Genomic DNA, 12,489 nt, shown 5'->3' with positions numbered 1-12,489 from the left:
CAGAGCAGCACGGCAATGATTCATGCCAGGCTAAGGCTTGCCTTTCTGATGCCTTTCATTCTCCAGTGCTTTGGTGGTGATCTCCTGATACAGGTTAACCATGCCCGCAGCCAGGCTTTGCCATTCGGGGTGGTTCTCCACAAACGGCTTGACGCGCTGCGCATCGTTTAAGACTTCTTTGAGAAACTGAATATCCAGCTCATTGAGGGTTTCACCATTATCGACTCTTTTTTTCATCGCCAATGCTCTGGGTAACCGCTGGGATTCCAAGCGTTCAGCCAGTACCTGTAAAATTCCCGCCTCTTTTTCATTGCTATCCATAGAAGTACCTGCAAATCGACAGAACCGATGAAATAAGTGTAGTCACTGATATTGGGGAAGTGCATGCGGGCGATAAAATGGCTGGCTGGTATCTGGTATGCTGTCTATCAGTACTGAATCGAGGATAGACCATGAGTGAGCAAGCTCTTTCACTGGTACTGGCACTCAATACTGAGTTGCCGGATCGTGAGGCGCAGATTAACGCGGCGGTGAAGGCGGCAGAAAATGAGTTCCAGCCGCTGTTTTATGAACTGGCCTGGACAGACGATCCGCACATGACGATTGTGCCGGATTCGATGACGATAAAAGGCATTGCTATTAAGGGAACAAAGGTCACTGTGACCGTCGATTTTAACTGGTCTGTGTTTCAGGCTTGTCTGATCGTCGATAACGTCACTACAAACGAAGCAAAACTTCAGTTCGAACGGGTGGATGATTCATTGGTGATGAATCAGGCATTTCCGCCGCGCTGGCGGTATGATAACTGATCGCAGCCCCAATTATCCTAAAACATATCCTAAAACAGGCCCCGCAAGCTTATTGCCTTGCGGGGCCTGTTTGCTGTTGGGATGAGCTGTTATTCCAAGACGGTTTCCGTTTTTGTATTTGCCGTCTGCGGCCGCTTTTTCAGGGGGCGCAGCAGAAAGACCCAAGGGACAGCCGCGAGCGTGATACTGCAGTCGCAGTCGCGAAATAACATCATCATGAAACAAAAATTCGTAATGGAGAATAAAGGTGTCTGGCTGAAAAATAGCAAATCGATCAAGGCAGAAATCAGGAGGCCGTAAACATGGCTTGTAATGCTAAGGCGTGGGGCGATTACCACCTCTATACATTGACGAATGATCACGGAACTCAGGTTGATATCAGCGATCTGGGGGCATCACTGGTCAACTTTGTGGTCCGCGACAAAGACAACCAACCTGTGAACATTGTACTGGGTTATGAAAGCCCTGAAGCCTATCTGCAAGGAAAGGCTTACATTGGCGGTGTTGTGGGTCCCTGGGCGAACCGTATTGCAAGCGGTCAGTTTGAGCTGGATGGTAAAGCAATCCAGCTAGAGCAAAACGAAGGGAGCAACCACCTTCACGGAGCGGGCGCAGGTTTGCATAACCGGCGCTGGCAGTTGCAGCAAATATCCGCAAACCGGATAAGTCTGAGCACTTCAGTGAATGCCGGAGAGGCCGGATACCCGGCCAGCATCAGTATTTTGGTCTGTTACTCGCTAACGGAGAACAATACTCTGGTTATTGATTACCAGGCTGATCCGGACGGGAAAACACCGGTGAATCTGACTCACCATGCTTATTTTAATCTCAATGGTGGCGCGGATGGGATCGCTGATCATGACGTTCAGATTGACGCTGACATGTACCTTGAAATCGATCAGCAGTCGATTCCGCAGAGGAAGTGTTTTGTCGAAGATACCCCGATGGACTTTCGTACCTTAACCCGGCTGTCTTCCCGATTGGCGGCAAATGATGCTGAAGTCAAAGCTGTTAACGGCTTTGACCACTGTTGGTGTTTAAATGGTTCAGGTATGCGTCAGGTCGCTGAAGTGCAATGTGCTGAAACGGGGCTGGGTATAGTCATGTCCACAGACCAGTCCGGCCTGCAGTTCTATACCGGTAATGCATTGGCTGAGCAGCATGGCCGGGGTAAAGCTTATCGCCGGTATGATGGTTTTTGTCTGGAAGCGCAATGCTTTCCGAATCAGGTCAATATGATAAATGCTGAGGAGTGTCTTTACTGGCCGGGGAAAGGCTACCGCCAGACGACGGCGTATCAGATCATCGCAATCCAGCGTTAATCATTGGCAGCAAGGCCGAATATCGTACCGGCCTTGCTGTCAGGTGATTGGCGTTACTCAATATCCGTGTCGTTATCTTCGCCTTTGCGGTAATCCTTAGGGGTGACATCGAAATTCTTTTTAAACACAGAATACATGTACTGCAAGGATGGGTAACCGCATAAAGCAGCGATTTCAGCGATTGGCAGATCTGTGGTGCGCAGCAGATTACAGGCTCGCTTCAGCTTAGAGCTGTGGATTTCCTGATGAATAGAGTGGCCACGTTCTTCTTTAAATCGTGTTTCCAGGTTTGAACGGGAAACACCAACGTAGTTCAGCACCTGATCGACCTTGATGCCTTTGATCGCATTGTGGCGAATGAAATGCATTGCCTGTATGACATAAGGATCGCGCAGTGCCTGAAAGTCTGTACTTTGGCGTTCATAGACCTGAGTTGGTGAAATGAGCACTTTGCTGTGGCGGATTATCTGCTGTTGCGGGTGTTCTTCTGTATCCTGTTGTTCTTTACGGAGCAAAATGTGATGGAGCATTTTGGCTGCCTGATATCCCATCTTTTTACAGCCTTGTCCGACAGAACTGAGAGAAACGCGTGTCAGATAGCGTGCAAGTTCTTCATTATCTATGCCTATTACAGCAATTTTATCCGGAACCATCAGATTGAGATGGTCACACACCTGGAGCAGATGCCTTGCCCGTGAATCAGTCACGGCAATAATCCCTGTCGGGGTCGGCAAGTTTTGCAGCCAGTCTGCGAGCCGGTTCATGTCATATTGCCAGGTCAGCGGGGATGTTTCATTGCCACGGTAGATGAACCCTTCGTATCCTTCTTCTTTGACAATCCGCTGAAAAGATTTCTCCCGCTCCGCAGCCCATCTGGAAGTCGGGCAGGGCGGTAATCCGTAAAAAGCGAAGTTCTCAAGCCCTTTATCTCTGAGGTGTTGAAACGCCATCTTCACCAGCTGGGCATTATCTGTCGCAACATAAGGCAGGTTCGGATAGTCATGGTCATTTTCGTAAGACCCCCCGACACCGACAGTGGGAATATTGATTTCTTTAAGGATTTCTTCAATTTCGGGGTTGTCGAGATCCGCTATAATGCCATCGCCTACCCAGTTTCTGATGTTGTCTAAATGCACACGGAAATCTTCTTCGAGGAAGATATCCCAGTCACACTGGGTTGCGTGCAGATACTCGCCGATTCCTTCGATAACCTGTCTGTCGTAGACCTTATTGGCATTGAATAACAGGGTGATCCTATAGCGTTTATTCATGGTGATACTTCGTTTAATGTCCTGTCAAAAAACGTAACTGGAGTGTAGCAGCGGCTTATCAGCTACTGTGTGACCCGCACCACACAGAAGAAATCCGTTAATTTGAGTGTGAAAAAACGTAATTGAGAACTTTCTGCAGTGAAAGGAGCATAGAGAAAACAATGCTTGCACGTCTCTATTGCAGATGACGGCACAGATACAGGAGAAGAGGTAGCCATGTTTATTGGTATTGATTTAGGGACATCAGGGGTAAAAGCAATTGTGCTGGACGGCAAAGGCAAAGTACTGGCCAGCCAGACAGTACCTTTATCTGTATCGCGGCCCGAGCCACTGTGGTCTGAACAAGATCCTGAAGATTGGTGGCAAGCAACCTGTGAAGTGATGGATGGTCTGCGTCAGCAAATGGATCTGTCACAGGTATTGGCGATTGGGCTTGCCGGACAAATGCACGGTGCGACCTTGCTGGACACCCATGAAGAGGTTATTCGCCCGGCCATATTGTGGAATGATGGCCGTTGTTTCGCGGAATGTGAGGAACTGGAAGCTTTGGTGCCAGCCAGTCGCGATATTACAGGCAATATTATGATGCCTGGTTTTACTGCGCCAAAGCTGCTTTGGTTAAAGAAGCATGAGCCCGACAACTTTCATCGTGTTGCGACAGTGTTATTGCCAAAGGACTATCTGCGTTTTCGCATGACCGGTGATTTTGCATCTGATTTGTCTGACTCGGCAGGGACCTTGTGGCTGGATGTGGCAAAACGTGATTGGAGCGATGCGCTGCTGGCTGCGACAGGGTTAAGCCGCAAACACATGCCATCCTTGTATGAAGGCAGTGAAGTCACCGGGACTTTGTCGCCTGAGATCGCACAAATGTGGGGGATGTCGTGTGTGCCCGTGGTTGCAGGAGCCGGTGATAACGCAGCAGGGGCAATTGGTGTGGGGATCACAAAACCGGGCCAGGCAATGCTGTCGCTGGGAACTTCCGGGGTGTATTTCTCTGTGAGTAATGGATTTTTATCCAACCCTGAGTCAGCGTTGCACAGCTTTTGTCATGCGCTGCCTTCGACATGGCATACCATGTCTGTGATTTTAAGTGCCGCATCGTGTCTGAACTGGGTTGCTGAGCTGACTGGTTATGACTCAGTGCCGGCCATGCTGGCAGATGTGGAGAACAACTCAAGTCCGGATTCGGCGCTGATTTTTCTTCCCTATCTGTCTGGTGAAAGAACCCCCCACAATAACCCCAATGCGAAAGGTGTTTTTTTTGGTATGACCCATAGTACGCAAGGGGTTGATTTATGCCGTGCGGTTCTGGAAGGTGTTGGATTTGCCTTCGCGGATGGGTTTGATGCTTTACACAGCGCGGGGAATATTCCTGAAGAGATCAATCTGATTGGCGGCGGCGCACGCAGTGAATATTGGCGGCAGATGCTCGCCGATATTGTGGGCCATACGCTGGTTTATCGTCTCGGCGGTGATGTCGGTCCGGCACTGGGCGCAGCCCGTCTTGCCCAATTAGGTGTGACAGACGGTGTACCGTTGTCAGATATCTGCCCGGTTCCCGAGTTGGTACAGCAACATAGACCCAATACTGACATGCGGGATTTTTATAATAAAAAACGTAAAAATTACCAAAGTATATATCACAACCTTAAATCTGTTTTCTAATAAGCGAATTTATTAATAGTAAAAATGGCAGGGCGTGAGTTTCTGCCTTTTTTATTTACAGGTTATGAATGATAGTCTTCACATAAGTAAAATTACATAAAGTATGTTTTATTTATCGTAATATTAATCATTGCTCCGTATTCACAATATGTAGGTGGAACATACCATTATAAAACCTACACGGAGTTAACTATGAAACAGCCTGCTAATGTACTGCATTTGACATTGGTGGTTGCGCTGGGCGGATTACTGTTTGGTTATGATACCGCGGTAATATCCGGTGCAACCGAAGCGTTGCAGACCTACTTTTCACTGGATGCGGCAGAGTTAGGTTTTGCTGCCTCTTCTGCCTTGATTGGTTGCGTTATCGGTGCCATTTTTGCCGGCGGACTGAGTGCACGATATGGCCGGCGTGGCGCGCTGATCATTGCGGCCCTGCTTTTTTTGATCTCAGCCATCGGTTCGGCAATCCCGGAAAACTATTGGGTGTTTATTCTCTACCGGGTGATTGGCGGAGTCGGTGTGGGGATCGCCTCGATGGTCTCGCCTATGTATATTGCCGAAGTGGCGCCACCACAGCGCCGTGGCAGCCTGGTGTCCTGTAATCAGTTCGCCATTATTTTTGGTATGCTGGTGGTGTACTTCGTCAACTACGGAATTGCGCAGCTGGGCTCTGAGATCTGGCTAAATACGATGGGCTGGCGATTGATGTTTGGCTCTGAAGTGCTTCCTGCCGGTATTTTTCTGCTGTTACTGTTTACTGTACCTGAAACGCCTCGCTGGCTGGCTATGCAGGGACGTCATCAGGAAGCCCGCACATTGCTGAAAGCCGTGAACAAAGGTGCTGATATTGAAAGCCAGTGGCAGGACATCCAAGTTTCACTGCAAGAAAAAACGACTGGCGGCATTGTGTCAAAAGGGCTGCTGGGTGTGCTGATCATCGGCATTATGCTCAGTGTACTGCAGCAGGTAACGGGTATTAATGTGTTTCTTTATTATGCACCGACTATTCTCAAAGGCTTCAGCGAATCCAGTATTGATATCGCGCTGCTGCAGACGATACTGGTGGGAGCTGTGAACCTGACCTTTACCGTCGTCGCGATTTTTACCGTTGATCGGTTTGGCCGTCGGCCGCTAATGATGATTGGTGCAGGGATAATGGCTATCAGTATGTTAGCTATTGGTACGGCAGCCTATATGAATGCCATTGGCGGCTACTTGCTGGTGTTTGTTCTGGGTTATATTGCTGCTTTCGCATTATCGCTTGGCCCTGTGACCTGGGTGCTGCTTTCTGAAATTTTTCCTAACAGTGTGCGTTCAAAAGCGTTGTCCATTGCGGTTTTTGCCCAGTGGTTTGCCAATTTTGTCGTTTCTCAGACCTTCCCTATGATGAATGACCATAGCAGCTGGTTATATCAGACTTATAACGGCGGGTTTCCGTTCTGGCTCTATGGTGTGATGGGGATCTTCACTGTGTATTTTGTATACCGGTGGGTACCGGAAACGAAAGGAAAATCGCTCGAGCAGCTGGAGAGTTTATGGACACCGGCTGAAGTGAAAGGCAAAGCTGAGTATGTTTAATCTCTGAGCACCTGTGATACTGATGTTGAAGCCCGCAATGCGGGCTTTTTTACTTCTGGGCGATGGGTAAGCCGCCACCTGTTCGTGCTGGACAGGGGATGTGAAATCCATGGTTAATGGCGCTCTTGCACTTTGTTTGGCTTTCGCACCGAAGGTTAATAGAGCACCGGATCTGGTTGGATTGCTGTGGATTCGCTGGTTCACAGCAGGTAAGAGCAAGTTGCTGGCTGGTTTGTCAGAGTCTGTCATGCAGAAAATGAACGGGACTGTTGCGGGGGTGGCAGCATTATCAGACATCACACTGCTCATTCGTTAAATCAGTGACTGACAGAATGAAAAAGGCCGGGTGATATACCCGGCCAGGATTAAACAATAAGAGTTTGTTATTTATAGATAAAACCGTTCACTAGGTTTTCCAGGTATTCTTGCTTGCCGGAAATCGGCTGAGGCTGGATATCATTGGTCAGCGCAAAGTCAGCCAGTGATGCCAGAGACAGATTACCCTGAAGGATTCGCTGTCCTAGCTCGCTGTTCCAGCCGGCATAACGCTGAGCGACGTGGCTTGCCAGCAGATCCTTGTCAATCATAGCGGCAGCCCGTTTCAGGGAAAGTGCCATGGTGTCCATGCCGCCGATGTGGCCGTGGAACAGATCTTCGGCATCAATCGACGGACGACGAACGCGGGCATCAAAGTTGAAACCGCCTGTGGTGAAGCCACCGGCTTTCAGTATTTCGTACATCACCAGAGTATTTTCTTCCACGCTGTTTGGGAACTGGTCTGTGTCCCAACCCAATTGCGCATCACCGCGGTTGGCATCAATAGAACCAAACAAGCCCAGAGAAGTTGCCGTTGCCACTTCGTGGTGGAAGCTGTGGCCTGCCAGAGTGGCGTGGTTGGCTTCAATATTGACCTTAATTTCGTTTTCCAGACCGAACTGTTTAAGGAAACCATACACTGTAGCTGTGTCGTAATCGTACTGATGTTTGGTGGGTTCTTGCGGTTTTGGCTCAATCAGTATGGTGCCTTTAAAACCCATTTTGTGTTTATGCTCAACCACTAGCTGCATCAGGCGGCCCAGTTGTTCACGCTCCTGACGCAAATCAGTATTTAGCAGCGTTTCGTAACCTTCTCGCCCGCCCCAAAGTACATAGTTTTCACCGCCCAGTCGCTGAGTCGCGTTCATGGCATTGAAAATCTGCGTAGCTGCATAGGCGAATACTTCTGGATTTGGGTTGGTGCCGGCACCATTCATATAGCGAGGGTTAGAGAAGGCATTAGCAGTACCCCAGAGCAATTTCAGCCCTGTCTCAGCCTGTTTGGATTCCAGCACATCCACCATTTCGGCAAAATTGTTGACGTATTCTTTAATGGAGTTGCCTTCCGGGGCAACGTCAACGTCATGAAAACAGTAGTAAGGGACGTTGAGTTTAGAAAAGAATTCAAAAGCGGCGTCAGCTTTCATTTTTGCCATTTCCATTGCATCGCCTGCCTGGTGCCAGGGACGGTTAAAAGTGCCGGCACCGAATACATCTGAACCTGGCCAGCAGAAGTTATGCCAGTAGCAAGCAGCAAAGCGCAGGTGATCTTTCATTGTCTTACCCAGAATGACTTCATCTGGGTTGTAATGACGAAATGCAAGCGGGTTTGTTGTTTCAGTTCCTTCAAACTGTACCTTGCTGATGTTTTTGAAAAATTCAGTCATAGTCATAATCCATATACGTCGGAGATCGGTTCGAGATCTATCTTTTGCTTTTTGGGGTGGCTCAGCAATTATGAAATTTAATAGTGAATTTCACGGATTTAACTAATGTGCTCTGGCTCCCGAAAAAGAAGGTAATAGTTAAGTGAGTAATAAATTTTAAATGTTAACTGATTGATTTTTAGTAATTGAAAATGACGGATAAAAGTAGAAATACAGTTCGGTTCACACATGTGAAATATCGTAAAACTGATGTCATTTTGCATAAATTGATTTGGAGGGATAATTCATAACAATAAGAGGGAGATTAAAAAAATAAATGACCTGTACCTCTGGAGAAAAAAATGGAAACGATAAAGCTAACGGCAAAGGAAAAGATTGCCTACGGCCTGGGTGACACCGGCTGTAATTTTGTCTGGCAGACGGTAATGTTATTCCTCGCTTATTTTTATACCGATATTTACGGATTATCTCCTGCTCACATGGGCACCATGTTCCTGTTGGTGCGTGTGATTGACGCTGTCACAGACCCAGTGATGGGGTCCATTGCCGACCGGACCAAAAGCCGGTTTGGACGCTACCGTCCTTACCTTGCCTGGGTGGCAGTGCCATTCGGTATTGCCTGTACGGCGACTTTTTATACCCCGGATGTTGGCGAAACCGGCAAAATTATCTATGCCTATGTGTCGTATATTTTTCTGACGCTGATGTATACGGCCATCAATGTGCCTTACTGCGCGATGGCAAATGCCCTGACCAATGATTCCAAAGAGCGTACATCTTTGCAGTCTTACCGCTTTGCGCTGAGCACAGCAGGGGGATTAGTGGTCGCACTGATTGCTCTGCCGCTGGTTGATATCATTGGTGACGGCAATAAACAGCTGGGGTATCTGGGAGCCATGGCGGTGATGGGGCTGGGCGCGATTGGCCTGTTCTTTTACAGTTTTTCAAACACAAAAGAGCGATGCTTACCGGAAGCCAACGAAGTCCAGCAGTCAGTCTTTGCCGATATGAAAGTCTTATGGAAAAACACCCAGTGGCGGGTGCTGTTCGTGCTCAACGTGTTACTGCTGACCGGTGTGGTGCTTAAGGGGGCCTCTACCATGTATTACGTCAATAACGTGATGGAGCGTCCGGATATCGCCACTTTATTTATGGTAGCCGGCATGCTGGCAAATATTCTCGGTGCCATTGGTTCGGCTCCTGTGCTGGGACGCTTCGATAAGGTGAAAACGTATCGGGTACTGATTGTACTGTCTGGTTTGCTGTCAGCGGCTTTATTTCTGGTTGAGCCAAGCAATGTGGGTATGGTGTTTGCTCTCGTTATCTTGCTGGGGGTTGTTCAGATGAGTACAACACCTTTGCTGTGGAGCATGATGAGCGATGTAGTGGATTACGAGAAAACCCGCAGTAACCGTGCACTGGGCGGCATGATCTTTTCAACCAATCTGTTTGCTATCAAATTAGGCATCGCAATTGGCGGCGCCATGGTCGGCTGGATTCTTGCCGCTGTCGGTTATGTCGGCGGGGCAGAAAGCCAGTCGGCAGAAGCTGTCGTCTGGATTAATTTACTCTATACCGTTTTCCCTGGTGTGATTTTCGCGCTGCTGGCACTGGTGATGGCTTTCTATGATCTGGATAGTCAGAAGCTGAAGCAAATTAAAGCGCTGCTGGCATTGGATGCCAAGGACACTCAGGACGTTGCAGTGAAAGTTCATCATGCAGAGTTAGGATAAAGCGATGTGTATTTATAAAGACCCTGCTTATTCTGTTGCCGAGCGAACGCAAGACTTGCTCAGCCAGATGACGCTGGAAGAAAAAATTGCTCAGATGCATGCTCAATGGCTGATGCTTGATCCCGAAGGAGAGCATCAGGAAAGGGAGATGGAATTTACAGGGGATGCTGAGCGTGCAGATATCAAAACGAGACTGCAGCACGGTTTAGGCCAGATTACCCGCCCATTAGGGACACATTCGGTTGATGCAAAGACGGGTGTTGAAGCATTAAATGCATTGCAGAAGTATCTGGTGGAAGAAACGCGCTTGGGGATACCTGCCATTTCGCATGAAGAATGCCTGGTCGGCCTGATGGCAAAAGGAGGGACACTGTTCCCTTCATCGCTGAACTATGGTCATACCTGGAACCCAGTCCTGATTGAACAAGTGGGCGAGGCGATTGGGCAGGAAATACGCCAGGTTGGGGCACATCAGGGCTTGTCACCTGTATTAGACGTGTCTCGTGATGTTCGCTGGGGACGAACCGAAGAAGTGCTGGGAGAAGATCCTTATCATGTCGGTGTACTGGCGACTCGTTATGTGCAGGGTTTACAGGGCCAGAGCCGGGATGTTCTGGCGACCCTGAAGCACTATGTGGGTCACTCCTTCAGTGAGGGGGCACGCAACCATGCACCAGTTCACCTTGGTTTCAAAGAGCTGAATGATACTTTCATGCTGCCCTTTGAAATGGCGGTCAAACTGGGCAATGCCGGGTCAGTCATGCCTGCTTACCATGATATTGATAACGAGCCTTGCCATGCTTCGCACTATTTGCTGACGACGGTTTTGCGCGAGCGCTGGGGCTTTGATGGTTTGATTGTTGCCGATTACGGCGGCATTGATTTGCTGGCCTCTCATCATGCGATTACTGCCGATCGGGCTGAATCTGTCGCTCTGGCGTTGAATGCCGGTCTGGATATTGAGCTGCCGGATGATTTGTGTGCGCAGTCAATTCGGGATGCGGTAGAGCGGGGCCTGCTCACGGAACGTAAAATTGATGAAATTGTCGGCCGGATCCTGTCGGTGAAATTTCAGTTGGGTCTGTTTGAGCAGCCCTATACCGATAGCGCTAAGATTCGTTTGCAGCAGGAAAGCACGAAAGCAGTGGCTTATCAGGTGGCCCTTGAGTCTGTTGTAATGACAGAAAATCAGGGTATTTTGCCTCTGGCTCCTGAGACCTCTGTTGCCGTGATTGGTCCAACGGCAGATGATCAACTGGCATTATTAGGTGGCTACAGCTTTCCGGTTCACTTGATTCTCAGCAGCCTTGAAGATACATCCAACGTTGCCAAAACCATCAGGGCAGCGATTGAGGAACGTTTTCAGACGACTGGATACGCAAAAGGCTGTGACATTCTTACCGAGCGGAATGCAGGTGCGCCCGTCTTTCCGGGAGATGTGGATCTGGCTTTGAGTCAGACACAGGAATCCCCGGTATCGAAGGATCGCTCGCAAATCAGCCAGGCTGTGGCTGAAGCGAAGCAGGCGGAAGTGGCTGTCGTGTGTGTCGGTGATTTGGCAGGTTTGTTCCAGACGGGCACTGTTGGCGAAGGTTCAGACGCAGCCACGCTTGATTTGCCGGGTGTGCAGCAGGAACTGGTTGAAGCTGTGATCAGCACAGGTACGCCAACAGTTGTACTGGTGACCGGTGGCCGGCCATATAACCTGAACGGATGGGAAGCGAAAGCCGCAGCCGTTCTGTACTGCTGGGCGCCTGGTCAGGAAGGGGCTGATGCGATTGGTAATATTCTTTGTGGCGCTGCTTCACCCTCGGGACGTCTGACATTATCCATTCCCAAAAATGTCGGTGCAGTTCCGTATTACTACAACCACAAACTGAAAAGTGGCGGTACGCCCATCCCATACCATTTTGGCTCAAAATATAACTTTGGATATGGTCTGACCTATACCTCATTCCGATACGATAACTTACTGTTACAAACACCGCAGGTGGATATTCAGGGGGATGTTCAGGTGTCTGTCGATGTGACCAATACGGGGGATCGCCGAGGTTGCGAAGTAGTACAGTTATATGTCCGTGATAAGCTGGCTTCTCAGGTGCGGCCAATACGTGAATTAAAAGGGTTCGAGCGGGTTGAGCTTGATCCGGGCGAGACGGCCAGAGTATTTTTCACTCTCCCTGTTGATATGCTGAATTTCACGAATAATCAGCATGAGCGGATAGTGGAACCGGGTGAATTTGACCTGATGTTTGGTCATTCCAGCTCAGACATTACACAGTCTGCGACCGTCACTGTGACCGGCAATACGCGTGTGTTACCCCAGAATTGGAGGATGTTAAGTCGTGCTCAGGTTGAACGTATCAGCTAAATGGTTCGCCGAATGATCCACTAGAAGCATA

The 12,489-nt window shown here is 49.0% G+C and carries 10 protein-coding genes; 7 read left to right on the top strand and 3 right to left on the bottom strand.

Annotated elements, in window-relative coordinates:
- Positions 1 to 30: 30 nt before the first annotated feature.
- The gene (locus D6M16_RS13765) at positions 31 to 321 is read right to left on the bottom strand and encodes a hypothetical protein (RefSeq protein ID WP_120512440.1); all 291 of its coding nucleotides are present in this window, start codon (positions 319 to 321) and stop codon (positions 31 to 33) included.
- Between the two features lie 131 nt (positions 322 to 452).
- On the opposite strand from D6M16_RS13765, the gene D6M16_RS13760 reads away from it, so the two are divergent.
- Positions 453 to 809: a hypothetical protein gene (locus D6M16_RS13760; RefSeq protein ID WP_120512439.1), complete on the top strand. Its 357-nt coding sequence runs from the start codon at positions 453 to 455 to the stop codon at positions 807 to 809.
- A gap of 302 nt (positions 810 to 1,111) precedes the next feature.
- Entirely contained in the window at positions 1,112 to 2,131 is a 1,020-nt protein-coding gene (locus D6M16_RS13750) for an aldose epimerase family protein (RefSeq protein ID WP_120512437.1), read from the top strand.
- A gap of 53 nt (positions 2,132 to 2,184) precedes the next feature.
- Here D6M16_RS13750 and D6M16_RS13745 read toward each other — a convergent pair whose 3' ends face one another.
- Positions 2,185 to 3,402: a XylR family transcriptional regulator gene (locus tag D6M16_RS13745; RefSeq protein ID WP_120512436.1), complete on the bottom strand. Its 1,218-nt coding sequence runs from the start codon at positions 3,400 to 3,402 to the stop codon at positions 2,185 to 2,187.
- 216 nt (positions 3,403 to 3,618) lie between these two features.
- Here D6M16_RS13745 and xylB point away from each other — a divergent pair, with 216 nt between their 5' ends.
- The 3 genes from xylB to D6M16_RS22275 all read left to right on the top strand — a co-directional run bounded on the left by xylB (position 3,619) and on the right by D6M16_RS22275 (position 6,967).
- The gene (xylB, locus tag D6M16_RS13740) at positions 3,619 to 5,070 is read left to right on the top strand and encodes a xylulokinase (protein WP_120512435.1); all 1,452 of its coding nucleotides are present in this window, start codon (positions 3,619 to 3,621) and stop codon (positions 5,068 to 5,070) included.
- Between the two features lie 192 nt (positions 5,071 to 5,262).
- Positions 5,263 to 6,651: a sugar porter family MFS transporter gene (locus D6M16_RS13735; RefSeq protein ID WP_120512434.1), complete on the top strand. Its 1,389-nt coding sequence runs from the start codon at positions 5,263 to 5,265 to the stop codon at positions 6,649 to 6,651.
- 100 nt (positions 6,652 to 6,751) lie between these two features.
- Positions 6,752 to 6,967, top strand: coding sequence for a hypothetical protein (locus tag D6M16_RS22275; RefSeq protein WP_162941040.1), 216 nt, complete (start codon positions 6,752 to 6,754; stop codon positions 6,965 to 6,967).
- A gap of 67 nt (positions 6,968 to 7,034) precedes the next feature.
- On the opposite strand, the gene xylA is transcribed toward D6M16_RS22275, so the two are convergent.
- Positions 7,035 to 8,354 carry a xylose isomerase gene (gene xylA, locus D6M16_RS13725; RefSeq protein WP_120512432.1) on the bottom strand — a complete coding sequence of 440 codons (1,320 nt, stop codon included), beginning with the start codon at positions 8,352 to 8,354 and terminating at the stop codon, positions 7,035 to 7,037.
- 341 nt (positions 8,355 to 8,695) lie between these two features.
- On the opposite strand from xylA, the gene D6M16_RS13720 reads away from it, so the two are divergent.
- Complete coding sequence (locus D6M16_RS13720) at positions 8,696 to 10,087, top strand: glycoside-pentoside-hexuronide (GPH):cation symporter (protein WP_120512431.1); 1,392 nt, start codon at positions 8,696 to 8,698, stop codon at positions 10,085 to 10,087.
- A gap of 4 nt (positions 10,088 to 10,091) precedes the next feature.
- Positions 10,092 to 12,458 carry a glycoside hydrolase family 3 N-terminal domain-containing protein gene (locus D6M16_RS13715; RefSeq protein WP_120512430.1) on the top strand — a complete coding sequence of 789 codons (2,367 nt, stop codon included), beginning with the start codon at positions 10,092 to 10,094 and terminating at the stop codon, positions 12,456 to 12,458.
- Positions 12,459 to 12,489 lie beyond the last annotated feature (31 nt).

The organism is Photobacterium salinisoli (genome assembly GCF_003614885.1).
Lineage (GTDB): Bacteria > Pseudomonadota > Gammaproteobacteria > Enterobacterales > Vibrionaceae > Photobacterium > Photobacterium salinisoli.
The sequence above is the reverse complement of the archived record's forward strand: the minus strand, read 5'-3'. Positions and strand labels throughout refer to the sequence as shown.

What these genes read in the sequence shown, in the direction of transcription:
- D6M16_RS13750 (WP_120512437.1), top strand. Translation starts at nt 1,112, where the DNA reads ATGGCTTGTAATGCTAAGGCGTGGGGCGATTACCACCTCTATACATTG.
- D6M16_RS13745 (WP_120512436.1), bottom strand. Translation starts at nt 3,402, where the DNA reads ATGAATAAACGCTATAGGATCACCCTGTTATTCAATGCCAATAAGGTC.
- xylA (WP_120512432.1), bottom strand. Translation starts at nt 8,354, where the DNA reads ATGACTGAATTTTTCAAAAACATCAGCAAGGTACAGTTTGAAGGAACT.
- xylB (WP_120512435.1), top strand. Translation starts at nt 3,619, where the DNA reads ATGTTTATTGGTATTGATTTAGGGACATCAGGGGTAAAAGCAATTGTG.
- D6M16_RS13765 (WP_120512440.1), bottom strand. Translation starts at nt 321, where the DNA reads ATGGATAGCAATGAAAAAGAGGCGGGAATTTTACAGGTACTGGCTGAA.
- D6M16_RS13760 (WP_120512439.1), top strand. Translation starts at nt 453, where the DNA reads ATGAGTGAGCAAGCTCTTTCACTGGTACTGGCACTCAATACTGAGTTG.
- D6M16_RS13715 (WP_120512430.1), top strand. Translation starts at nt 10,092, where the DNA reads ATGTGTATTTATAAAGACCCTGCTTATTCTGTTGCCGAGCGAACGCAA.
- D6M16_RS13720 (WP_120512431.1), top strand. Translation starts at nt 8,696, where the DNA reads ATGGAAACGATAAAGCTAACGGCAAAGGAAAAGATTGCCTACGGCCTG.
- D6M16_RS13735 (WP_120512434.1), top strand. Translation starts at nt 5,263, where the DNA reads ATGAAACAGCCTGCTAATGTACTGCATTTGACATTGGTGGTTGCGCTG.